20 protein-coding genes are annotated in these 22,664 nt (G+C 57.5%); 15 read left to right on the forward strand and 5 right to left on the reverse strand.

From position 1 onward, the window contains the following. Positions 1-35 precede the first annotated feature (35 nt). Positions 36-1,694: an alpha,alpha-trehalase gene (locus AABB92_RS17285; protein ID WP_046289239.1), complete on the reverse strand. Its 1,659-nt coding sequence runs from the start codon at positions 1,692-1,694 to the stop codon at positions 36-38. 367 nt (positions 1,695-2,061) lie between these two features. Next, entirely contained in the window at positions 2,062-2,919 is an 858-nt protein-coding gene (locus tag AABB92_RS17290) for an SDR family oxidoreductase (protein ID WP_031377806.1), read from the reverse strand. A gap of 103 nt (positions 2,920-3,022) precedes the next feature. Here AABB92_RS17290 and AABB92_RS17295 point away from each other — a divergent pair, with 103 nt between their 5' ends. Then, the gene (locus AABB92_RS17295) at positions 3,023-3,409 is read left to right on the forward strand and encodes a winged helix-turn-helix transcriptional regulator (protein WP_031377807.1); all 387 of its coding nucleotides are present in this window, start codon (positions 3,023-3,025) and stop codon (positions 3,407-3,409) included. A gap of 76 nt (positions 3,410-3,485) precedes the next feature. On the opposite strand, the gene yghX is transcribed toward AABB92_RS17295, so the two are convergent. Beyond that, positions 3,486-4,373, reverse strand: a complete 888-nt coding sequence (yghX, locus tag AABB92_RS17300; protein ID WP_031377808.1) for a YghX family hydrolase — start codon at positions 4,371-4,373, stop codon at positions 3,486-3,488. A gap of 785 nt (positions 4,374-5,158) precedes the next feature. On the opposite strand from yghX, the gene AABB92_RS17305 reads away from it, so the two are divergent. From AABB92_RS17305 to AABB92_RS17335, 7 genes are all read left to right on the forward strand, one after another. Then, entirely contained in the window at positions 5,159-6,571 is a 1,413-nt protein-coding gene (locus AABB92_RS17305; RefSeq protein ID WP_031377809.1) for a cytochrome ubiquinol oxidase subunit I, read from the forward strand. 1 nt (position 6,572) lies between these two features. Further along, entirely contained in the window at positions 6,573-7,577 is a 1,005-nt protein-coding gene (gene cydB / locus AABB92_RS17310) for a cytochrome d ubiquinol oxidase subunit II (protein WP_031377810.1), read from the forward strand. A 1-nt stretch (position 7,578) separates the two neighbouring features. Further along, the gene (locus AABB92_RS17315; RefSeq protein WP_069728837.1) at positions 7,579-7,746 is read left to right on the forward strand and encodes a DUF2474 domain-containing protein; all 168 of its coding nucleotides are present in this window, start codon (positions 7,579-7,581) and stop codon (positions 7,744-7,746) included. 207 nt (positions 7,747-7,953) lie between these two features. After that, entirely contained in the window at positions 7,954-8,823 is an 870-nt protein-coding gene (locus tag AABB92_RS17320; protein ID WP_046289238.1) for a helix-turn-helix domain-containing protein, read from the forward strand. A gap of 231 nt (positions 8,824-9,054) precedes the next feature. Continuing rightward, positions 9,055-9,258: a hypothetical protein gene (locus tag AABB92_RS17325; RefSeq protein ID WP_031377275.1), complete on the forward strand. Its 204-nt coding sequence runs from the start codon at positions 9,055-9,057 to the stop codon at positions 9,256-9,258. Between the two features lie 438 nt (positions 9,259-9,696). Continuing rightward, positions 9,697-10,479 carry a siderophore-interacting protein gene (locus tag AABB92_RS17330; RefSeq protein WP_031377276.1) on the forward strand — a complete coding sequence of 261 codons (783 nt, stop codon included), beginning with the start codon at positions 9,697-9,699 and terminating at the stop codon, positions 10,477-10,479. A 77-nt stretch (positions 10,480-10,556) separates the two neighbouring features. Beyond that, positions 10,557-11,093, forward strand: coding sequence for a PadR family transcriptional regulator (locus AABB92_RS17335; RefSeq protein ID WP_031377277.1), 537 nt, complete (start codon positions 10,557-10,559; stop codon positions 11,091-11,093). 32 nt (positions 11,094-11,125) lie between these two features. Here AABB92_RS17335 and AABB92_RS17340 read toward each other — a convergent pair whose 3' ends face one another. Then, a complete protein-coding gene (locus tag AABB92_RS17340) occupies positions 11,126-11,422 on the reverse strand; it encodes an Rdx family protein (RefSeq protein WP_031377278.1) in 297 nt (98 codons plus the stop codon). 237 nt (positions 11,423-11,659) lie between these two features. Here AABB92_RS17340 and AABB92_RS17345 point away from each other — a divergent pair, with 237 nt between their 5' ends. The 6 genes from AABB92_RS17345 (at position 11,660) to AABB92_RS17370 (ending at position 18,285) form a co-directional block, all read left to right on the forward strand. Beyond that, positions 11,660-14,032: a TonB-dependent receptor domain-containing protein gene (locus tag AABB92_RS17345; protein WP_031377279.1), complete on the forward strand. Its 2,373-nt coding sequence runs from the start codon at positions 11,660-11,662 to the stop codon at positions 14,030-14,032. A 50-nt stretch (positions 14,033-14,082) separates the two neighbouring features. Then, positions 14,083-15,114: a hemin-degrading factor gene (locus AABB92_RS17350; RefSeq protein WP_031377280.1), complete on the forward strand. Its 1,032-nt coding sequence runs from the start codon at positions 14,083-14,085 to the stop codon at positions 15,112-15,114. Beyond that, positions 15,111-15,935, forward strand: a complete 825-nt coding sequence (locus AABB92_RS17355; RefSeq protein WP_031377281.1) for a heme/hemin ABC transporter substrate-binding protein — start codon at positions 15,111-15,113, stop codon at positions 15,933-15,935. Before AABB92_RS17350 ends, AABB92_RS17355 begins: the two co-directional genes overlap by 4 nt. Next, a complete protein-coding gene (locus AABB92_RS17360) occupies positions 15,925-16,920 on the forward strand; it encodes a FecCD family ABC transporter permease (RefSeq protein WP_046289237.1) in 996 nt (331 codons plus the stop codon). The genes AABB92_RS17355 and AABB92_RS17360 overlap by 11 nt, the downstream gene beginning before the upstream one ends. Next, positions 16,917-17,693, forward strand: coding sequence for a heme ABC transporter ATP-binding protein (locus tag AABB92_RS17365; RefSeq protein WP_046289236.1), 777 nt, complete (start codon positions 16,917-16,919; stop codon positions 17,691-17,693). The genes AABB92_RS17360 and AABB92_RS17365 overlap by 4 nt, the downstream gene beginning before the upstream one ends. A gap of 94 nt (positions 17,694-17,787) precedes the next feature. Beyond that, entirely contained in the window at positions 17,788-18,285 is a 498-nt protein-coding gene (locus tag AABB92_RS17370) for a CinA family protein (RefSeq protein ID WP_046289235.1), read from the forward strand. A 39-nt stretch (positions 18,286-18,324) separates the two neighbouring features. On the opposite strand, the gene acuI is transcribed toward AABB92_RS17370, so the two are convergent. After that, on the reverse strand, positions 18,325-19,308 hold the full coding sequence (gene acuI, locus AABB92_RS17375; protein WP_031378043.1) for an acrylyl-CoA reductase (NADPH): 984 nt from the start codon (positions 19,306-19,308) through the stop codon (positions 18,325-18,327). Positions 19,309-19,906: 598 nt separating this feature from the next. On the opposite strand from acuI, the gene AABB92_RS17380 reads away from it, so the two are divergent. Then, entirely contained in the window at positions 19,907-22,060 is a 2,154-nt protein-coding gene (locus tag AABB92_RS17380) for an ornithine decarboxylase (RefSeq protein ID WP_031378044.1), read from the forward strand. Positions 22,061-22,664: the final 604 nt, after the last annotated feature.

Below are 22,664 nucleotides of genomic sequence, written 5' to 3' on the forward strand. Positions count from 1 at the left end.
GTCGGCTGACGCTCAACCATTCCACTCTTGCTGGCTTAATCCGCCATCAGGTGGCCATACATAGTCATCAGACGACGCGTAACGCCGTTGGTCCAGCCAAAACCGTCCTGCAACGGATATTCACCGCCGCCACCAGGACGGGCACGATCGCCGCTGATGTCATATTTCTCGACCAGCTTGTGGTGCAGCTGATAGAAATTATTCACCGTATTCAGCCAGTTCACCGCGATCTCACTCGCCAGCGTCTCTTCGCCATAGTTATTCAGGCCGACAATCGCCATCCACTGCATCGGGGCCCAGCCGTTGGGCTTATCCCACTGCTCGCCGCTTTCCACCATAGAGGTCAGCAGACCGCCGTTGCTCAACAGCAGGTGACGCAGCGCAATCGCCTGCAGATGCGCCTGATGCGGCGTGGCTAAGCCGACAAACAGCGGAACCACCGAGGCGGCAGTAAACGCACCGAAGCGCTCACGACGCCAGTCATAGTCACGGAACACACCAGCCGTGCTGTCCCACAGATAGCGGGTAATTGCGCGTTTACGCGCTTCCGCTTTTTTCTGCCAGGCCAGCGCCGTCAGCTCTTCGCCTTTGGCGTGCGACAGCGTCGCAATCATCAGCTCAAGCTTGTAGAGAAACGCGTTAAGGTCGATCGGGATAAACTGGGTTGTCCGGATGCTCGACAGGCGTTTCGGGTTACGCAGCCAGCGTGACGAATAGTCCCAGCCTGATGCCGCACCGGCACGCAGATCGCGATAGACTTCGCTCGCCGGACGTTTAGACTGGCGCGCCGTTTCCACATCCTCGATCCACGACTCATCGCGTGGCGTATCACGGTCATCCCAGTAGCGGTTCAGCAGCGAACCGTTCGGCATCCGCACCACGTGCCGATAGGCCTGGTTCGGCATCAGTGAGCCGGCACCGTCCATCCAGAACTGATACTCCTTCATCAGTTGTTCCTGATAACGCTTGGCACCGCGTACGCCATCCTCTTCAAACAGCTCGACCATCAGCGCAAACACCGGCGGCTGAGAACGGCTGAGATAATAGGTGCGGTTGCCGTTTGGCACATGGCCGTAGTTATCAATCAGCCAGGCGAAGTTATCCGCCATATGACGCAGCAGGTCATCACGGCCCGAGTCGGCGAGACCGAGCATGGTGAAGTAGGAGTCCCAGTAATAGGTCTCGCCAAAGCGTCCGCCCGGCACCACGTAAGGTTTCGGCAGCGGCAGCAGAGAAGAGTGCGGCATATGTTGCTGCGGCATTTTGGTCAGAACCGGCCACAGATCATCAATATGCTCGTTCAGCGTTTTATCCGGGTTGGAGACATAAAAGCTTTCATTTACGCCAGGCAGATAAAAGTGATCGGCGACAAAACGCGACAGGTCGAAATCACTGCTGCGTTTCTGACGACGATAGCGCATCAGCACATCCAGCGGATCGTATTTTGGCGAGCAGTCGGGGAAGGTTTTGCTATCCTCGAAAATGCGCGACATCTGAACGTGTTCAAACAGTTCCAGATAACGATCGGCAGGCGTGAGCGCATCCGGAGCCGGTAAGCCTTCAATCAGCTCGGGCTCCGGTTCAGAATCCTGCATGCGATCCAGTTTCAGTTCATGGGGATCGTATTGATACTCAACTTCCGCCCCGGCACGAACCTCTTCAAGTGCATTTAGTTGCTGGCGATAAGTATTAATAGCGGCCTCCTGAGCGGTCGGGGTTGCACAAAGGACAAATTATAGCCCTCTGATGCTGCGGTACAACAATGCAGAATATCTATGAACGTAATAATAATTGTCTATTAATCGGCGTTTTTGCATAAATTCCAGACAATTCAACCAAATATGCGGTTGTTCTTAAAAAACGCATTTCAGATGAATCTCTTAGTCAGCAAAAGAAAAAGATTTTGTCTGAAGAAAATCGGCGTTTATTTACAATTTGTAAGAGAAGTGTGGCGCGAAATCAGGTGCAAAAGATGGCATACGCAACGCCAGAATGGCATGAAAACGCGCCTCAGCCGGATGAAAAGGGCGGGCCAAAGTGGCCCGCTCAGGGAATAACGGCTTAGCGCTTCGCCAGTGCCGCGCCAATCACATCCTGATAAGGGGTGGTCGGACGCCCAATCAGCTGGCTCAGCTGGTGGGAGTCATCAAACAGCCCGCCTTGCTCTGCGCCCGCATCTGAGTCTGCCAGCATCTCTGCCAGGCCCTCAGGTAACCCTGCCGCTTTGAGAGCTGCGGCAAACTCCTGCTGAGACAGATTGACGTAATCCACTTTCTCACCGCTCTGAGCGGCAATCTCAGCGGCAAACTGCGCCAGGGTGTAGCTGTCGTCACCGGCCAGTTCATACACTTTGCCCGCCTGATTATCCCGGGTCAGCACTTCAGCTGCCGCATCGGCATAATCCTGCCGTGCCGCCGAGGCGATCCGTCCTTCGCCTGCCGCGCCAATAAAGGCATGATGCGCCAGCGCCGGGGCGATACTGGCGGCATAGTTTTCGCTGTACCAGCCGTTACGCAGCAGGGCGAACGGTATGCCGGAAGCCTGCAGCAGCGCTTCGGTTGCGCGATGCTCAACGCCCAGTCCCAGCGGAGAGCGATCGGCGTGCAGCAGGCTGGTGTAAGCAATGAAACTCACACCGGCGGTGCGGGCCGCCTCAATCACCGCTTTATGCTGGGCTTCACGCTGGCCCACTTCACTGCCGGAAATCAGCAGCAGCTTGTCGACGCCGGCAAAAGCGGCTGCCAGCGTCTCAGGCTGGCCGTAATCGGCCTGACGAACCACGACGCCACGCGCAGCGAAATCGGCCGCTTTGGCTGGCGTACGCACGGCGGCGACGATTTCGCCCGCCGGGACTTTTTTCAGCAATGCATCAATCACTAAACGGCCGAGCTGGCCGGTGGCACCGGTTACTGCAAACATGGTATCGCTCCGATTATTTCGCTGTTGGTAAAATCAATCCTGGGCTATAAACTAACTTTTCGTAAGTACTTACAGATGAGTTAGTATGGGGTTTGCAAAGTAAATGTCTGAAAAGCTAAGTGAAAAATTTATTAGGGGTGAATTGCTGAATGTGAATTGCCCCTCGCGCGAGGTGCTCAAACGAGTCACCAGTCGCTGGAGCGTCCTGATTCTGCTGGCATTGCAGGATCAGACGCTGCGCTTCAGCGCGCTACGGCGGGTTGTGGGCGGCGTAAGTGAGCGAATGCTGGCGCAGAACCTGCGTCATCTGGAAGAAGATGGTTTCGTGCAGCGCATCGCCTACGATGTGGTCCCCCCCCACGTGGAATATTCTCTGACGCCGCTTGGCCGTGAAGTGAGTGAGCAGGTGGTCGGACTGGCCGACTGGCTGGAGGTCAATCTGAGCCGGATTCTGGCGCAGCGTGAAAAAGCCCAGGCGGGCGGAGAGTAAGTCCGCGCTCAGCAGGCGCAGCGGCTCTGTTTTCCGCCGCACCTTTGCCGCCGCTGACGCCCGCCAGACGCGTGGGTCAGTGCAGATATTTTTCAAACCAGGCCAGAGTTCTTTGCCATGCCAGTTCTGCCGCCGGTTTATCGTAGCGAGGCGTCGAATCGTTGTGAAAGCCGTGATTTACGCCGGGATAGAGGCAGGCCTGATAGATCTTCTGGTGTTGCTTAAGCGCCGCCTCATAGGCGGGCCAGCCAGCGTTGATGTTGTTATCCAGCGCCGCATAGTGCAGCAGCAGCGGAGCCTGTATGCGCGGCACATCTTCCGCTTTCGGCTGCCGGCCATAAAAGGGCACCGCGCAGGCCAGTTCCGGAAAAGCCACCGCCGCCGCATTGGCAACGCCGCCGCCATAACAGAAGCCGGTAATCCCCACTTTTCCGCTCGCCTCCGGATGTTCGATTAAAAACGTCAGCGCGGCAAAAAAATCGTTCATCAGCCGGGTCGGATCGACCTTCGCCTGTAAGGCGCGTCCCTCTTCATCATTACCGGGATAGCCACCGACCGAACTCAGGCCATCGGGTGCCAGCGCGATGTAACCCGCTTTAGCGACCCGGCGCGCCACATCTTCAATGTAGGGATTCAGACCGCGGTTCTCATGCACCACGACCACCGCTGGCGGCTTGCCTTTGGGGTTAGCTGGCTTTACCAGATAGCCGCGTACTTCACCGTGCCCCTGCGGCGAAGGGTAGTGGATATACGCTGGTTTGATGTCGGGATCGGTAAACTCAACCTGGGTCGCCAGTGCATAGTTGGGGCTGAGCATACCGAGCAGCGTCGCTCCGGTCATACCGCCAATCGCCAGTTTCCCGGCCATCGCAATAAACTCTCGTTTACTGATGCGGCCATGGGCGTAGTAATCGTAAAGCTCAAGCAGTTCCTGCGGAAAATCCTGTGCGGTCAGACGTGCCATAGCAACTCCTTAACCCGGATAAGAGGATGTGTGCCACCTTACCAAAGCACAGCCTGAGCGCGCAGGCAACCTGCATGCAGCTGCCGATTAAAACGGCGGTAACGAAACGGCAGAGGGAAATAACTCACTCAGCCCGCTCACCCTGATTGCCGCTTATTAAACCGCTTCTGCTGCTGTGGGGAACAGAATATCCGTCGGGGATGCGCTGGCTGTTATTAGGATTAAGGATCCATTCCAATTTATTAACATATGCGCAGCCGGCAAATTGCCCGATTTATGCGGCTTCGCCTGCAATTATAATTGCGCTAATAGACAATCTCAGGCAAAAAAGCAAACAAAGCGGCAGGCAAAAATATCTGTCATTCTAACCCATTAAAAAGTAAGTCTATTTCCCTGGGTTATTGTCAAATTTGACCTTTCCCGGAACAGGGTTTATAAAATAATAACACCGAAAAACAGCAGCTTGAGGGCTATTTTTGGGTAAGGGGGGCCATAGCTGCCGGCTCATTTTAAACCGACAAATACCATAACATTCATGTCACATAACTACGCTGTAATTAACCTTTGCACCTTATTTTTAAATAAGTAATTCCCATGAAAAACAATGATCATAATCAAAAAAGACTGTTATAGTTTTCATTAACCCGATTGTTTCTGTTTCCTCGCTGCGAATAGTTTTAAATTTGCGGCGGGAATTACATTAAGCGCAACGAAATTAGTGCGTCAGGCTTAAGTTGTTAATTATAAGTAAATATGTGGTGTTCTATGTGGCAAAGAGGTAAGCAATGTTCGGATTAGATGCCTTTCATCTGGCGAGGATTCAGTTCGCATTTACTGTTTCCTTCCATATTATCTTTCCCGCCATCACCATCGGCCTCGCCAGTTTCCTGGCAGTGCTTGAAGGGATGTGGCTGAAAACCCGCGATCATACCTATCGCGATCTCTACCATTTCTGGTCGAAAATCTTCGCCGTTAACTTCGGTATGGGCGTGGTATCGGGTCTGGTAATGGCGTATCAGTTCGGCACCAACTGGAGCGGCTTCTCGCAGTTCGCCGGCAGTATCACCGGCCCGCTGCTGACGTACGAGGTCCTGACCGCTTTCTTCCTTGAAGCGGGCTTCCTTGGCGTCATGCTGTTCGGCTGGAATCGCGTCGGTCCCGGACTGCACTTCTTTGCGACCTGCATGGTGGCGCTGGGCACGCTGATCTCTACCTTCTGGATCCTCGCCTCGAACAGCTGGATGCACACACCACAGGGTTACATCATTGAGAACGGTATCGTGGTACCGCAGGACTGGTTTAAGATCGTCTTTAACCCGTCGTTCCCGTACCGGCTGTTCCATATGTCCGTGGCGGCCTTCCTCGCCAGCGCCTTCTTTGTTGGATCGTCAGCAGCCTGGCATTTGCTGAAAGGCAAAAACAACCCGGCAATTCGCAAAATGTTCTCAATGGCGTTGTGGATGGCGCTGATTGTCGCGCCGATTCAGGCGATGATCGGTGATGCGCACGGTCTCAACACCCTGGAACACCAGCCAGCAAAGATTGCGGCGATTGAAGGACACTGGGAAAACCCGCCAGGCGAAGCTACCCCGCTGATTCTGTTTGGTATCCCGGATATGGAGCAGGAGCGCACCAAATATGCGCTGGAAGTGCCTTACCTCGGCAGCCTGATTCTGACCCACAGCCTGGATAAGCAGGTCCCGGCGCTCAAGAGTTTCCCGAAAGAGGACCGGCCGAATTCCACCGTGATCTTCTGGTCATTCCGCGTAATGGTGGCGATGGGGCTGCTGATGATTACTCTCGGCGTGCTTAGTCTGTGGCTGCGTTTCAAAGGGCGTCTGTATGAGTCTCGTCCTTTCCTGTGGTTTGCACTGCTGATGGGTCCTTCAGGTCTGATTGCGATTCTGGCGGGATGGTTTACCACAGAAATCGGCCGTCAGCCGTGGGTGGTGTATGGCGTACAGCGCACCATTGATGCAGTCTCGGCGCATGGCGATCTGCACATGAGCATCAGCCTGCTGGCCTTTATTCTGGTCTACAGCTCGGTATTCGGCGTCGGTTATCACTACATGATGCGTCTGATTAAGCAGGGACCTGAAACCGGCGAAGGACACATTACTGAGCAGGGTGGTCCGGGCCAGAAGAAAACGCCGGCGCGTCCACTTTCGGCTGCCACATTTAAGGATGGAGACCACTAAGATGATCGATTTTTCAATTATCTGGTTCGCGATTATCGTCTTCGCCACCCTGATGTATATCGTGATGGATGGTTTCGATCTCGGCATCGGCCTGCTGTTCCCGTTCAATAAGGACGCGGGTGAACGCGACATGATGGTGAATACCGTCGCGCCCGTCTGGGATGGTAACGAAACCTGGCTGGTGCTGGGTGGGGCAGGGCTGTATGGCGCGTTCCCGCTGGCCTACTCGGTGATTGCCGATGCGCTGTCGATTCCGCTGACGGCGATGCTGATTGGCCTGATTTTCCGTGGCGTCGCCTTTGAGTTCCGTTTCAAAGCGGTAGAAGGGCACCGGGCATTCTGGGACAAGTCGTTCATTGCCGGTTCGATCATCGCGACCTTCAGCCAGGGTGTGGCCGTGGGCGCAATGCTGGACGGTATCCCGGTCGAAGGACGTCACTTTGCCGGTTCCGCGATGGACTGGCTGGCACCTTTCCCGCTGTTCTGCGGCGTCGGTCTGGTGGTGGCGTATGCGCTGCTGGGCTGTACCTGGCTGATCATGAAAACCGAAGATGAACTGCATCGCAAAATGTCAGCGCTGGCGACGCCGCTGGTGATTGCGCTGCTGGTGATTGTCGGCATCATCAGTCTGTGGACACCGTTTGCACACGCAGATATCGCGCAACGCTGGTTCAGCAAGCCTAACCTGTTCTGGTTCCTGCCGGTTCCGGTGCTGGTACTGCTTTGCTCGTGGGGTATCGTGCGGGCGATTAAACGTCAGGCGCACTATTCGCCGTTCCTGCTGACGCTGGCGCTGATTTTCCTCGGCTTCTCCGGCCTCGGGATCAGTATCTGGCCTAACATCATTCCGCCGTCCGTCACCATCTGGGCCGCCGCGTCACCGCCGCAGAGTCAGGCCTTTATGCTGGTCGGTAGCCTGCTGATCATTCCGATGATCCTTGGCTACACCTTCTGGAGCTACTACGTGTTCCGTGGAAAAATCAAAGCAGACGCAGGATATCATTGATATGAAAACCGAGCTCAGCAGCATGAAAGATCACAATGAGTCCAGGGCTCCGTGGTGGAAACGCGTGATGTGGCTGGTGGTTATCTACGCCGCAAGCGTGCTGGCACTGGGCGTTGTCGCTTCACTGTTCCGCATGATGATGACCGCCGCTGGGATGCGCAGTCACTGATTGTTACAGACTGTCGCCATCTTTACGGCGACGGTGCACAGGTAAGGCTGACTTCGGTCAGCCTTTTTTAATTAGTCACCTAAGCAATTAATGCGAAATCGTCGCCAGGAGACCGCTCCGGTCAGGCCTTTCCTTACAGACGGTCACATTTTTTGTTATCCTTTTGTGACAAATATCACCCTTCAATCCGCGTCGTAAATCGCCATCATGCTCAGTCAGGCCCTTAAGAAACAGCACATTAACGCTCTGGTAGAGTGGATAGAAGCCCATCTGACCGACGACATCAACATCGATCTGATCACCCTCAAATCGGGCTATTCCAAATGGCACATGCAGCGCATGTTCAAGGAGATGACCGGGCAAACGCTGGCCGCTTACACCCGTAAACGACGCCTGACGATGGCGGCGATGGCGCTGCGGTTGACACGAATGCCGCTGATCGACATCGCGGTACGCTTTGGCTTTGATAACCAGCAGAACTTTACCCGGGTGTTTAAAAGCCATTTCTCCCTGACGCCCGGCGCGTTTCGGCGCATTCCTCATCTACCGGTGAAAAACTTCCATGGCCGGATTCCGGTGCGTTCGCCAATTGAACGCGCAGCGCTGGTTGAGCGGGATGATGATCTGCTTCTGTGTGGCGAGACGCTGGAGTGGGAGTGCCAGTTTGGCGAGTATATTGCCGATCATCAGCATCGGGTGGCCGAGCAGGCGCGGCGGCTGGTGGCGCTGGCCGGCAGTCAGGCCCGGCACGGCTGGCTGGGTTTTCAGTATGGTCCCGGCCACTCATCGGCTGAGCAGCAGAATATCAGCCTGTTTCAGGCGCTGGAGCCGCAGCATGCGGCGCTGCTGGAAGGGCACCGTGAAACCTGGAGCGAGACGCGTGGATTGTATGCGCGGATTGACTGGAGTGGCACGCCCGAGCAACTGACCCGGTTCATTGCGGATATCTACTATCTGCACCTGCCGACGCTGGGCGTGGCGCGTCGCCAGGGCAAAGATCTGCTGCAGCTGGATTTTGCGCTCTGTAAACCCGACTGGCTGAGCGGTGTTTTTTCGATTCCGGTGACTCCAGCCTGAGAGTCAGCACGCTGCGTTAGCCCGATTCGGGCGGCATCAAAGCGACAAATGCATATTCCGTGCGGTAAACCGTGACAAACCGCACGATTTTATAAAATAACTTACCATTCTGGCGTAAAATCCTTCACCGAAACCCTGCTGTGCTCCATTCATCGTGCTTTCCTGGCGGGGCTGAAACAATCATCTGCATTTCTGGCCATTCCTGGCTAAAAACGATAAACGAAGAAAATTATGCGACGCTCAATGTTGTTCCTTATTTCAATGCTTTCGGCATTGCCTATGCTGGCTGCGGCTCAACTGGCAGAACCGTTCTCGCCACCCGCCGGGCTGCACCCGCATTCACAGATCTCTCAGCACGAAATTCTGGGCGACGGCCAGCTGCCGCAGCATAGCCAGAATAATCCTGCCGCATCCGGATTTAACGACACGCTGTAACCGTTCTGCCGGTAATCGAGTGACCGCCCGTTCACAGGCGCGGCGGGCATTACCGGCAGGATAACCCGCCTGTCACCTGCTGTGACGGTGATAGCGCGTCCCGTCGACCTCGCTCCTGTCTATAGCGCCACCAGCCGGTTATCAATTCGGTTTGCTTCTCCTGCCATCGCTGATCTGCACCTGATACTGACTCTCCGCTCTCGCCCGTCATCTGACGGCTGACCAGCCTTTTCGATCCTGACATGGTTGCCTGAAGGCGATTCAGATGCGCAGCCCGGGCGTAAAATATATCTTAATCCCGGTCGATCGCATTTTTCGTCATTGTGTTGAAGATATATCATAGCTAACCTGAGCCACTCAGATGAGAATGATTTTGATTCCATAATTTAGCTGATGCCCTGACGTGACGGGCATTCACCCCGTTTCAGGAGAGATCTTTTGCCAAACCCTAACTCTGATCGCCTTCCTCAGCGCGTCCGTAACGAACTGCGCTTTCGTCATATTCAGGTAGCGAGTAAAACCAACATTGCCGGTAACTTCTGGCGCATCGAATTCAGCGGCAGCGATCTGGCGGGCTTTACTTCGCCGGGCTTTGACGACCACATTAAGGTCTTCTTTCCTGCCACCGCCGGTGAAACGCCGGTACTGCCGCAGATTACTGACCAGGGGATTGTCTGGCCAGACGGTTTGCGTCCGGCGGCCCGTGATTACACGCCGCTGGCCTTTGATGGCGTCTCATCGCTGACGCTCGATTTCTATATTCATCAGCATGGCGTCGCCAGCGACTGGGCGAGCCAGGCGCAGATCGGTGACAGTCTGATCGTCGGTGGCCCGCGCGGCTCGCTGATTGTACCGACCGATTACGCGTTCCAGCTCTATGTCTGCGACGAAACCGGCCTGCCTGCTTTTGCGCGTCGTAAGCAGGATGCCCGCGCCCAACAGTTGCACCTGTTTGCCTATGCCGATCAGGCCACCGGCCGTGATTATTTAACCGATACGGCGGGGGTTAATCTGAACTGGCTCGGCAGCGGCCAGATGCAACTGGCGCAGCTCAGCCAGTTGACCGCCAGGCTGGATCAACTGGCGATACCGTCGGAAGATTACTTCATCTGGCTTACCGGCGAAGGCGAATTTGTTAAGGCGCTGAGCGATTACTTCACCACTCAGCGCGGCGTAAACAGCGACTACGTGCGGGCCGTGGCGTACTGGCACCAGAAGTAAGCGGGTCCGCCGCCTGTGTTGAATTTTGCCAGGTGGCGGACTACCATCAATCTCCTTTTCTTCTCTCCGGGCAGGCAATGAAAGACCATTCAGCATCTTCATCTGGCGATCAACCCACGCGCGCAGGCGGTTGCGGCAGCCGGCGTAAGCGGCGGGAAAAAATGCTGGAGGCGAGTGATATTCGTCTGCTGATGCTCCATTTTCTGGCGCAGAATGCCGCGCACGGCTATGAGCTGATCAAGTCGGTAGAGGAGTTGTCGAAAGGGGAGTATACGCCCAGTCCGGGCATCATTTACCCCAATCTGACGCTGCTGGAAGAGATGGAGGCGATTGAGGTGGTGGATGCGCAGGCCACCCGTAAAGCGTACCGGCTGACTGAGGCTGGTGAGGCGCTGCTGGCGGCCAACCGCGACCCTATTGCCAGCCTGATCGCGCGTTTATCGTCGCTGGCCATTCTGGTCAACAACCGCAGCATTCCGGCGGTAGAACAGGCAATTCACGACCTGAAAATGGCGCTCAATACGCGACTGGCGCAGCAGGATATCTCTGAGGCCGCGCTGCAGACGCTGATCGCGGCGCTGCAGGACGCGGCAGAAAAAATCACCCGCAGCTGAACGTTCTCCCTGGCGGGTTGCCAGCGGGCAACTTAGCTCACTTCAGACTTGTGCTTATCAATGTGACCCAGCGTACGATCCGGGAAACAGATGTCACGCACCCGCTGCTTCAGGCTGGTGGCGTCAGGGAAGCCGCCATCCCGTTTACGCTCCCACAGCAGATGTTCATCAAGGGTAATCTCAAAGATGCCGCCGGTGCCCGGCCTGAGCGTCACTTCCGCCAGATCGTCAGCGAAGGTGTGCAGCAGTTCCTGTGCCATCCACGCTGAACGCATCAGCCAGTTGCATTGCATACAGTAGTGGATAACGACCACAGGTTTTTGTGCCATAACTCTATTCCTTTAACGTATTGATAAATTACCGGTTAATTGTAGTTAACAAACTGTGCGCTGCAAGATAGAGTTAAATGTAAATAAGATTGATAATGATTAGCAATTGCATTAAATTCCGGATCATAATTTATAGTCAGAAATAAGTCCGATTTTACGGCTTTTGTGCCAGGCCGTTTTGATGATGCCAGTAAGCAAGTGAGCGAATACTAACAATTAATCAGGTAATTCGCGCCCATGTCACTACTTTTTCAGGGATTGACGCAACAGCGTCTGTTTAAACTGGCATTACTTGCCTCTGCCATCCACGCCACCTGCAGTTATGCCGCGCAGAGTGAATCTGCTCTGCTGGCGCGCACCGATAACAGCCAAAGCCCGTCCGAAACGGTGATGACGGTTACGGCGACCGAAATTAAAAAACAGGCGGGCAGCAAAACCAGCCTGTCGGCGGCCGATCTGCAACAGCGTGGGGCCACCGATTTTGGCTCAATCATGCGTTATGAGCCGCTGATCAGCGCCACCGGCTCGCAGGGCGGATCGTCAGCCGGCAAGAGCGGCTTTGATCGCGCGGGCTATACCGGCTACAACATTCGCGGACTGGAAAGTAACCGGGTCGGGCTGGATGTGGATGGCATCCCGTTACCCCAGGCTACCGGTCGCAGTTACGTCGGACGTGCCGGGCTGGACAGTTTTGGCATTGGCCGGGACTACATCGACCCTTATCTGTTTGGCCGCATCGACATTGAAAAGGGCGCTACTGCGGTGGATCAGCCCAACACCTCGATTGGCGGCAATGTCTCGTTCCGCAACAAATCCCCCGACGATTACCTGCGTCCCGGCAAATCGACCTATTTTGGCTACCAGAGCGACTACGATTCCGCCAGCCGCAGCTGGCATAACGGCCTTACCGCCGCGGCAGGCGACGATGAGCTGCGCGGTATCTTTGTCTACAGCCGCCGCGACGGCCAGCAAACCCGCAATAACAGCGGCACGCTGGATGCGTATCCTGCTAACTGGCACTCCGACGCCTTTATGAGTTCCGGTATCTGGCAGCCCAACGATGCGCATCAGCTGAGCGCCACCCTCGACTACTACCACAAAACCAATCACAGCCATTACGACAGCTGGGATACCTCAGGCTATACGATCTGGGGTACCGCACAGCAGCAGAGCGATACGCGGCGCTGGGGCATCAGCCTTGCTGATGAATACACCCCTTACAATGAGATCATCGACAGCCTGACCAGCCGTATTTACTGGCAACAAACTGAGGCGCACGACAATACCCTGATGCCGTCGAGCGCCACCGCCTGGCAAAACGTCTATTCCGATTACAACAGTGACACCTACGGAATCGACACCCGGGCGACCAAAACCCTGGGACGTCATGAGCTGAGTGGCGGACTGAATGCGCGGCAGGTGGATACCGAGCGGCCGTTCCGTCAGTCGCCGGCCCCCAGTGTTTATAGTGTCATCATGCAGCCGCAGGCCAACAGTCGCAGCTATACGCTGGGCGGCTACCTGCAGGACAAAATCAATTTTGATGCTGACGGACATAAAGCGGCGCTGATCCCCGGGGTGCGGGTGGCATACCAGAACACCAAACCGCGTGATGTCGGAACGCTGACCACCAACAGCAGCGTACTCGATGCCAGTGAAGTCTCCGCGCTGTACGGTTCGGCCAACACCGATACTCAGGTGTTACCGTCGATCGCCTTCCAGTACGATCTCACGCCTGGCCTGATGACCTATCTGCAATATACCCGCGGGGCGCAGTTCCCCAATGATACCCAGCTGTATGGCTCATGGAACCTCGGCTCCAGCTATGCTGGTACCGCGCAGTACGCGCTGATTGGTAACCCGGATTTAAAAACCGAGACCAGCAATAACTATGAGTGGGGCGTGAAAGGCCAGCTGACCGACGGTATTACGATTAATGCCGCGGCGTTTTATAACGACTACAAAAACTTTATCGCCTTTACCCGCTACAGCCGCGCGGCAAATCCGGGTAAGTTCGTTAATGTCCCCAGCAACATCTACACCACTTACCAGGCGGAGAACCGCGATAAAGCCTATATCTACGGCGCGGAAATCAGCAGCAAAGTGAACTTCGGCAGCTGGTTCCAGCAGGTGGATGGCCTGAGCGCCAGGCTGGCGTTTGGCTACACCCAGGGGGCGGCAAAGTCGAGCTACCTCGGCGACCGCTATATCGACCTGGAGAGTGTGGCCCCGATGAAAGCGATTGTCGGACTGGCCTGGGATGATGATGCGCGCGGCTACGGCGCGGCCGTCACCGCCACCTTCGTCAAAGGCAAACAGGCCAGCGCCACCAACCGTAACAGCTATGCCAATAGCGGCGGCAGCCTGACCGGATCCAGCACCGACTACATGCGGGTACCCGGTTACGGCATGGTGGACATGACGGCTTACTGGCGGATGACGCCACAGGTCAGGCTGAGCGGCGGGCTATATAACATCACCGATCGTAAATACCGGGATTACCTCAGCAGCCGTGAACTGACCAGTGCCACCCAGCAGGAACGCAACGATCAGGCGCTGGCGGTGATGCCGGGCCGTACTTTCCAGTTGGGCGTTAACGTCGATTTCTGATCACTGATGCCCGGTGCTGACGCCGGGCATCATCATGGGAGCACATCATTATGAATTCTGTTTATCAGCACTATCTCGCCCTGAAAGGCGAACAACCGAAAAAATATGCCCGTGACCTGGCGGCGTTGATCGGTATCAGCGAAGCGGCGCTGTGCGAGGCGCGAATCGGGATGGATGCCCGGCGGCTGAAGTGCGACTTTCCGGCACTGCTGAAAGCGCTGGAGTCGGTCGGCCAGACCAAAAGCATTACCCGTAACGCCTATGCCGTCCATGAACAGCTCGGCGAGTACAAAAACCTGCAGCTCGGTGCCCATGCTGGGCTGGTGCTGAACCCGCGTGCACTGGATCAGCGTCTGTTTGTCGCCCAGTGGCGAAGCGCGTTTGCCCTGCAGGAGCAAACCGCACAGGGCGAACGGCACAGTATTCAGATTTTCGATCGCCACGGTGATGCGGTACTGAAGATCTATGCGACCGATCAGACCGACCAGGCGGCGTGGCAGGCGTTGATCGCCACGTTTACCGAAGCCAGTGCGGCACCGCTGCAGGTGGAACCGGTCGCTACCGTCGCTCTTAACCCTGCGATCGATGCCGCTGCCGTCGATCGCGAATGGCGCGCCATGACCGATGTACATCAGTTTTTCAGCCTGCTCAGGCGGCATAACCTGTCGCGCCAGCAGGCGTTCCGCGCCGCCGGTGACGATCTGGCCTGGCAGACCAGCAACGATGCGCTGGCGCGTCTGTTGCAGATGGCGCAGCAGGCAGGTAACGAAATTATGATTTTTGTCGGTAACCGGGGCTGCACCCAGATTTTCACCGGCGCGATCGACAGGCTGGTGCCGATGGAAAACTGGCTCAACGTCTTTAATCCTCACTTCACCCTGCATCTGATGGCGGACCAGATCAGCGAAAGCTGGATCACCCGCAAACCGAGTGGCGATGGTTTTGTCACCAGCCTGGAACTGTTTGCTGCCGACGGCACGCAGATCGCCCAGTTGTACGGGCAGCGTAGTGAAGGCACGCCGGAACAGAAACGCTGGCGCGAGCAGATCGAGGCCCTGCGCGCGGCGGGAGCAATGGCATGAAATGGCTGACTCTGCTGGGCCTGCTGCTGGTGCTGCCTTCGCTGGCGGCGGAGCGGGTGGTATCGATTGGCGGTGACGTCACCCAGATTATCTATGCGCTGGATGCCCAGCAGCAGCTGGTGGCGCGCGACAGCACCAGTCTGCGCCCGGCGCTGGCCACCCGGCTGCCGGATGTCGGCTACATGCGCCAGCTCAATGCCGAAGGGATTCTGGCGCTTAAACCGACGCTGGTGATCGCCAGTGCGCAGGCTAAGCCGTCGCTGGTATTGCAACAGATTGCCCAGGCCGGGGGACGGGTTGTCACGGTCAGCGGCGAGAACAGCCTGCAGGCGATCCCGCAAAAAATTATCACTATCGGCCAGGCACTCGGCCATCAGAGCGAGGCGCAGGCGCTGGCACAGCAGGTAACGCAGCAGATCAGCCAGCTGCCACAGCAGACGCTGCCGGTGAAGGTGCTCTACATTATGGCCAACAGCGGCATGAAATCGATGGCGGCGGGTAAGCAGACCGCTGCTGATAGCGCCATCCGCAGCGCCGGGCTGGAGAATGCGATGGGCAGCGTGCCGCACTATCAGGCGCTGTCGCAGGAAGGGGTGATCGCTGCCGCGCCGGACCTGGTGGTGGTGGGTGAAGAGGGGTTGCAAACCATTGGCGGCGAACAGCGTTTGTGGCAGCTGCCCGGCCTGGCGCTGACGCCAGCCGGTCAGCAGCATCGTTTACTGGTGATCGATACCCAGGCGCTGCTGGGCTTTGGTCTGGATACGCCGCGGGCCATCGTCCGGTTACGTCAGGCTGCGGAATCTCTGATGCATGAACGGTAATACGCTGCGCGGGCTGGCGCTGATGACCATTATGCTGCTGGTATCCATGGTGCTGGCGGCCAACCTTGGCGCGATGTCCCTGTCGCTGCGCGCCCTGTGGCAGGCACCGCTCAGCGATATGATCTGGCAAATCTGGCTGAATATCCGCCTGCCGCGCGTACTGCTGGCGGTGCTGATCGGCATGGCGCTGGCGGTGTCGGGCGCAGTGATGCAGGGCGTGTTTCGTAATCCGCTGGCCGATCCGGGTCTGCTCGGCATCAGCAGCGGTGCCGGTCTGGCGGTGGCGCTGGCAATCATTGTCCCGCTGGCCCTGCCGCCGTCGCTGGCGCTGTGGCTGCCGATGATCGCCGCGTTTATCGGCAGCCTGCTGGTGACGCTACTGATCTTCAGTTTCAGCCGGCTGGCGCGCGGCAACCTGTCGCGGCTGCTGCTGGTGGGTATCGCCATTAATGCGCTGTGTGGGGCGGCGGTCGGCGTGCTGTCGTGGCTGAGCAACGATCAGCAACTGCGCCAGCTGTCGCTGTGGGGAATGGGCAGCCTGAGCCAGGCGCAATGGCCGGCGCTGCTGATTTGCGCGGTGCTGATTTTACCGGCGCTGCTGCTGTTACAGACCGGGGCGCGCCAGCTGAATCTGCTGCAGGCGGGGGAAGAAGATGCCCATTACATGGGCGTTGATGTGAAACGCACTCAGCACCAGTTACTGATCCTCAGCGCGCTGCTGGTCGGCACCGCGGTTTCGGTCAGCGGGGTGATCGGCTTTGTCGGCTTAGTGGTGCCACACGTGATGCGTTTTTGTCTTGGCAGCGATCATCGCTGGCTGCTGCCCGGCTCGGCGCTGGCCGGGGCGATCCTGCTGCTGCTGGCCGATACCCTGGCGCGCACGGTGGTGGTGCCGGCGGAGATGCCGGTCGGCCTGCTCACCAGCCTGATTGGCGGGCCGTGGTTTCTCTGGCTGATCCTGCGTCAACAGCGAGGCATCGAATGAACGAGTTACTGCAGGCCACGGATCTCTGTTTATTCCGCGACGGCAAGGCGATTATCGATCGGCTCGACGTGACGCTGACGGCCGGTGAGATGGTGGCGCTGATAGGCCCTAACGGTGCCGGTAAATCGACATTGCTGCGCCTGCTGACAGGCTTTCTGCCGCCCGATCGGGGGGAATGTCGTCTGGGTGCGGCCCGGCTGGCGGACTGGTCTCGCCATCAGCTGGCACGCCGCCGGGCAGTGATGCGTCAGCAAACCCAACTGACCTTTTCTCAGTCCGCCGAATCGGTGGTGGCGATGGGACGCGCGCCCTGGCCGGATACCGGCAGTCGACAGATTGTGGCTGAGGTCATGCAGCTGACCGGCTGTGATTCGCTGGCACAGCGCGACTACCGCCAGCTTTCCGGCGGCGAGCAGCAGCGGGTGCAACTGGCGCGGGTGCTGGCACAGCTATGGCAGGATGGCGCGCCGCGCGGCTGGCTGTTTCTGGATGAACCGACCTCGGCGCTGGATCTCTTCTGGCAGCAGCAGACGCTGCGTTTATTGCGACAGCTCACCCGTGGCGGTGAGCTTAGCGTCTGCGCCGTGCTACACGATCTGAACCAGGCGGCGTTATGGGCCGATCGCATCCTGCTGCTGCACGCCGGCAGGCTGGTGGCGCAGGGTACGCCGCAGGCGGTGATGACGGAAGCGACGCTGACCCGCTGGTATCAGGCCGAGTTGCAGGTCACGCAGGGGGCGGGCGGGCAGCCGCATATTCAGCTGCGGGTTTAGGCCGTTTCGCTTTTAAAACATTGTGTTGCGAAGTTATGTCTTGCCAGTTTTGCGCCATACTTGTGTTCCTGGGTGAGTTATTAAGGAGACAATAATGGCGCAATCATTAGACCAAACCGCTAAACAACTGGGTGAAATTTTACTCTCTTCCGGACTTCATCTTGCCACTGCCGAATCCTGTACCGCCGGATTGATCAGCATGACGCTGGCGGCGGTGGAGAACAGCGGCAACTTTTATACCAGTGGCTTTGTCACCTATAGCGAGAATGCCAAAATCCGCCTTCTGGGTGTCCGCCCCTCGACGCTGGAGCAGCACACGGCGGTCAGTGAACAGACGGTGCGGGAGATGGCGCAGGGTGCCTGTGCGCGCTCCGGCGAGCCGGTCGGGCTGTCGATCAGCGGCTATGCCGGGCCTGATGGCGGAGAAGATGGTACGCCGGCGGGCACCATCTGGTTTGGCTGGGTATTGCCGAACGGCCGCGACTACGCCGAGTGCCATCAGTTCAGTGGCGATCCCAAATCGGTGATGGAGCAGGGTGCGCAGTTCGCGCTGGAAGGCCTGATTAAACGGCTTCAGCTGCCGGTGGAATAAAGGCGCAATGCTGCGCCTTATCCGGCAGGGGTAATTGCCTTAGCGACAGTCGACGATCAGACGGCCACGAACTTTGCCATCCAGCAGGTCCTGAGCCCCCTGGCGGGCTTCGCTTAAGGGGATCACCTGCGTCAGCTGGCTCAGCAGATCGCTATCGAGCAATTCCCCGAGCCGTTGCCAGGCTTGCTGGCGCTGCGGGATCGGACACATCACACTGTCCACGCCAGCCAGCGTGACGCCGCGTAAGATAAACGGTGCAACGCTGGTCGGCAGATCCAGTCCCTGCGCCATTCCACAGGCGGCGACCGCACCGTCACGCTGGGTCGCGGCCAGCACGTTGGCCAGGGTGTGGCTGCCGACGCTGTCTACCGCTGCCGCCCAGCGCTCTTTCATTAACGGCTTACCGGGCTGGGAGAGTTCGTTGCGGTCAATAACCGAAGCTGCACCCAGCGTATCAAGCAGATAAGCGTGGTCGCTGGCGCGCCCACTGGAGGCCACCACCTGATAGCCGAGGCGGGCCAGCAGGCTGACGCTAAAGCTACCGACGCCGCCGCTGGCACCGGTCACCAGCACCGGACCGCGATCTGGCGTAATGCCCTGTTTTTCCAGCGCCATCACGCACAGCATCGCGGTCAGGCCTGCGGTGCCAATCGCCATGGTTTGCAGCGGGCTGAGCGTGGCGGGCACTTCCACCAGCCAGTCGCCGGTCACACTGGCTTTCTGCGCCAGGCCACCCCACTGTTTTTCGCCCACGCCCCAGCCGGTGAGCAGGGCGACGTCGTCCTGTTGCCAGTCGGGATGGCGGCTGGCGGTAACCCGTCCAACAAAGTCGATACCCGGAACCATCGGAAACTGACGCACGATCGGACCTTTATTGCAGATCGCCAGCGCATCTTTATAGTTCAGGGATGAGTAACTGACGTCGAGAGTGACATCGTGGTCGGGCAGTTGAGATTCGGGAAGATCTTTCAGCAGAGAACGGTAACCCTGTTCGTCATTTTCAATGACCAGTGCCTTGAACATGCAGCCTCCGGCAAAATAGGAAAGAGGGGAATAAGTTTACGCCTGGTGGCGTGATTACGGTAGGGACTGGGTCGCTAACGGCTGGCCGCGCCGCTCTCCCCGGCTGCAACGTCGAACTGATTAGCGAAAGAGGTATGCATAAATCAGCATATAATTCAGCTAATTAGTCGAATATTTCAGGTTTAATATTATTTAAGTCAATTAAAACAGCGGTTTGCGATTTTAATGGTTTGACTAATTAATTGCTTTCTGCGGCTTGTTCGCGCCAAAAAAAGATGACATCATGACCGCCACTTTTTTGCACTCTCTTATCGCTTTCAGAGGACGTTGCCATGTCCGGTTCACCGCGCACTCGCTCTGGTTACCGTTCGTTTTTTCCGGCTTACGCCCGATTATTCTCCGCTCCGCCGATCACGTTCTGCATCACCATGCGGTGAGGCCAGTCTGGCGCTGGCTGCCGGCTATCGGTAAAGATGACGTATTACCGATCACCGGTGGCTGAAAGCGGCCGCATGCCCCTGTTTGACATTATCCGCCGGGGAGATCTCCCCATTGCTGTGCCTCTGGCACTCACGCCCTGACGTTAGGGATTTGCCTTATGACTCCACTGAAAATTGCTGCCAGCGCCGCGGTGGCGCCCAATCTGACTCTTAACACTGCGCGCGACGTGGTGACGCTGGATAACACTGACTTTACCGATGTGGCGGCGGTGGTCGTCTCACTGGCAGATACCCGCAGTGGCGTACTCGCCCTGTTGCGCCACACCGGCTTTAATCTGCCGGTATTTGTGGCTAACGCGTTTGAAGAAGAGGTGATGCATCTGCCTGGCGTCAGCGGTGAACTGAACGGTGAACCGCAGGACTGGATCGCATTGGAAGGCGCCGCGCAGGCGTATGAAGCGGCTCTGCTGCCGCCGTTTTTCGAGACGCTGACCCGCTATGTGGATATGCAGAACAGTACCTTTGCCTGTCCGGGGCATCAGGGCGGGGCATTCTTCAAAAAGCATCCGGCGGGCAAACAGTTCTATGATTTTTATGGCGAGAACCTTTTCCGTTCTGATATGTGCAATGCCGACGTCAAACTGGGCGACCTGCTGATTCACGAAGGATCGGCTAAAGATGCGCAGAAGTTCGCGGCAAAGGTGTTTAACGCCGATAAAACCTACTTCGTGCTTAACGGCACCTCCAGCGCCAATAAAGTGGTGACCAACGCGCTGCTGACGCGCGGCGATCTGGTGCTGTTTGACCGCAATAATCACAAATCGAATCATCACGGTGCACTGATTCAGGCGGGTGCTACGCCGGTTTATCTTGAAGCCGCGCGTAATCCTTTCGGCTTTATCGGCGGCATTGACGCGCACTGCTTCGATGAGGCTTATCTGCGCGAGCAGATTGGCAAGGTGGCCCCGCAGCGTGCCGCGGAAGCGCGTCCTTTCCGACTGGCGATTATCCAGTTGGGCACCTATGACGGCACGGTTTATAACGCGCGTCAGGTGGTGGATCGCATCGGGCATCTGTGTGATTACATCCTGTTCGATTCCGCCTGGCTCGGCTATGAGCAGTTTATTCCGCTGATGGAAGGGTGTTCGCCGCTGACCCTGACGCTGACTGAAAACGATCCCGGCATTTTTGTCACCCAGTCAGTGCATAAGCAGCTGGCGGGCTTTTCGCAGACGTCGCAGATCCATAAAAAAGATAACCACATCCGCGGTCAGCGACGCTTTTGCCCGCATAAACGCCTGAATAACGCCTTTATGCTGCACGCCTCAACCAGTCCGTTCTATCCGCTGTTCGCCGCGCTGGACATCAACGCCCGCATGCATCAGGGCGAGGCGGGACGGCGGATGTGGGATGAGTGCGTTACGCTGGGGATCGAGGCGCGAAAAGCGATCCTTGAGCGGTGTGAGATGATCCTGCCGTTTGTGCCGGAAACGGTCGATGGGCAACCCTGGCAGGCGGCCCCGACTGAGACGATCGCCCGCGATCTGCGCTATTTCAGCTTTGAACCGCAGGCCAACTGGCACGGTTTTGCGGGTTATGCCCGCGATCAGTATCGCGTTGATCCCTGCAAGCTGCTGCTGACCACGCCGGGCATTGATGCGGCGAGCGGTGACTATGCCGGATTCGGGATCCCCGCCACCATTCTGGCGAACTATCTGCGTGAGAACGGGATCGTGCCGGAGAAGTGCGATCTTAATTCGATTCTGTTCCTGCTAACGCCGGCCGAAAGCCCGGAGAAAATGGCCAATCTGGTGGCGATGCTGGCGCAGTTCGAACAGCACGTTAAAGAGGATGCGCCGCTGGCTGAAGTGCTGCCGACGATTTACCGCAAAAATGCTCAACGTTATGCCGGCTATACCCTGCGTCGGCTGTGTCAGGAGATGCACGATCTTTATGTCAGCCATGATGTGAAGAGCCTGCAACGAATGATGTTCCGCGAAGCGGGTCTGCCGCCGGTGGCGGTGAATCCTCAGGATGCACATCAGGCGTATATTCGTGGCGAGGTTGAACTGGTGCCGATCGCTGAAGCCGAAGGGCGTGTCGCTGCGGAAGGCGCATTGCCTTATCCACCGGGCGTGCTCTGCGTAGTGCCGGGTGAAGTGTGGGGCGGGGCGGTGCAGCGCTACTTCCTGGCGCTGGAAGAGGGCGTTAATTTACTGCCAGGCTTCTCGCCGGAACTGCAGGGCGTTTATACCGAGGAGGACGCCGCGGGGCGCAAGTATCTGGTGGCTAATATGATGGTGGGCCGCTGATCTGAGCGTGGGCAGAGGCGGGTAGCGGCCCGCCGGGCCCTGGGTTCGCTGCGCAGGGCTATGAGAGGTTTTCGCCTGGCGGCGGTGTACGCTTTGCAGCGAGCTGACACTTAATGGATTTTCGCCCGGCAGCGGGTATGCACTGAGCGGTTTTCGCCCGCCTGGCCCTGGGTTCGCTGCGCGGGGCTATGAGAGGTTTTCGTTCGCCGGCTGGCTGCGGCAGTTTCAGTTTCGCCGCTGCCGGCGACCGACAAGGGGCCGCCAGTCGCCGCGCCCCCTTGACCCCGGGCTCCGGCCTGCTTCACCGCCGCTTCGCGGTCCCTTCGCCTCTTCCGGATTTCTCACGGACCGTCGGGACGCGCCATCCCTGGCACGAACCCGCCTCTTCGCGACCTCCCTGTCGCTCGTCCTGAAATCCCTCATCGGCTCAGCGGTTCTGACGGCCTCCTAACTTCTCGCTGTTATCTCTTCTCAAAAGATTCAGTAGCTTATCGCTGAAGATTTTCGGGATTGTTTTTGGCTTTCATGCCAGCAGACGACACTTAATCCCAGAAAATAAAAGATATAACAGGCGGACGCGTCAAGGGGCGGGCGGCCGCCCCTT

Origin of the sequence: Pantoea brenneri (assembly GCF_038594305.1) — a bacterium.
In the GTDB taxonomy this organism is placed as follows: domain Bacteria; phylum Pseudomonadota; class Gammaproteobacteria; order Enterobacterales; family Enterobacteriaceae; genus Pantoea; species Pantoea brenneri.

Bases quoted from the DNA above. Each gene is read 5' to 3' on its own strand.
- AABB92_RS17325 (WP_031377275.1), top strand. From the start codon at position 9,055: ATGCGACGCTCAATGTTGTTCCTTATTTCAATGCTTTCGGCATTGCCT.
- cydB (WP_031377810.1), top strand. From the start codon at position 6,573: ATGATCGATTTTTCAATTATCTGGTTCGCGATTATCGTCTTCGCCACC.
- AABB92_RS17315 (WP_069728837.1), top strand. From the start codon at position 7,579: ATGAAAACCGAGCTCAGCAGCATGAAAGATCACAATGAGTCCAGGGCT.
- AABB92_RS17295 (WP_031377807.1), top strand. From the start codon at position 3,023: ATGTCTGAAAAGCTAAGTGAAAAATTTATTAGGGGTGAATTGCTGAAT.
- AABB92_RS17355 (WP_031377281.1), top strand. From the start codon at position 15,111: ATGAAATGGCTGACTCTGCTGGGCCTGCTGCTGGTGCTGCCTTCGCTG.
- AABB92_RS17345 (WP_031377279.1), top strand. From the start codon at position 11,660: ATGTCACTACTTTTTCAGGGATTGACGCAACAGCGTCTGTTTAAACTG.
- AABB92_RS17350 (WP_031377280.1), top strand. From the start codon at position 14,083: ATGAATTCTGTTTATCAGCACTATCTCGCCCTGAAAGGCGAACAACCG.
- AABB92_RS17360 (WP_046289237.1), top strand. From the start codon at position 15,925: ATGAACGGTAATACGCTGCGCGGGCTGGCGCTGATGACCATTATGCTG.
- yghX (WP_031377808.1), bottom strand. From the start codon at position 4,373: ATGGCACGTCTGACCGCACAGGATTTTCCGCAGGAACTGCTTGAGCTT.
- AABB92_RS17305 (WP_031377809.1), top strand. From the start codon at position 5,159: ATGTTCGGATTAGATGCCTTTCATCTGGCGAGGATTCAGTTCGCATTT.
- AABB92_RS17370 (WP_046289235.1), top strand. From the start codon at position 17,788: ATGGCGCAATCATTAGACCAAACCGCTAAACAACTGGGTGAAATTTTA.
- AABB92_RS17290 (WP_031377806.1), bottom strand. From the start codon at position 2,919: ATGTTTGCAGTAACCGGTGCCACCGGCCAGCTCGGCCGTTTAGTGATT.
- AABB92_RS17365 (WP_046289236.1), top strand. From the start codon at position 16,917: ATGAACGAGTTACTGCAGGCCACGGATCTCTGTTTATTCCGCGACGGC.
- acuI (WP_031378043.1), bottom strand. From the start codon at position 19,308: ATGTTCAAGGCACTGGTCATTGAAAATGACGAACAGGGTTACCGTTCT.
- AABB92_RS17335 (WP_031377277.1), top strand. From the start codon at position 10,557: ATGAAAGACCATTCAGCATCTTCATCTGGCGATCAACCCACGCGCGCA.
- AABB92_RS17320 (WP_046289238.1), top strand. From the start codon at position 7,954: ATGCTCAGTCAGGCCCTTAAGAAACAGCACATTAACGCTCTGGTAGAG.
- AABB92_RS17340 (WP_031377278.1), bottom strand. From the start codon at position 11,422: ATGGCACAAAAACCTGTGGTCGTTATCCACTACTGTATGCAATGCAAC.
- AABB92_RS17380 (WP_031378044.1), top strand. From the start codon at position 19,907: ATGACTCCACTGAAAATTGCTGCCAGCGCCGCGGTGGCGCCCAATCTG.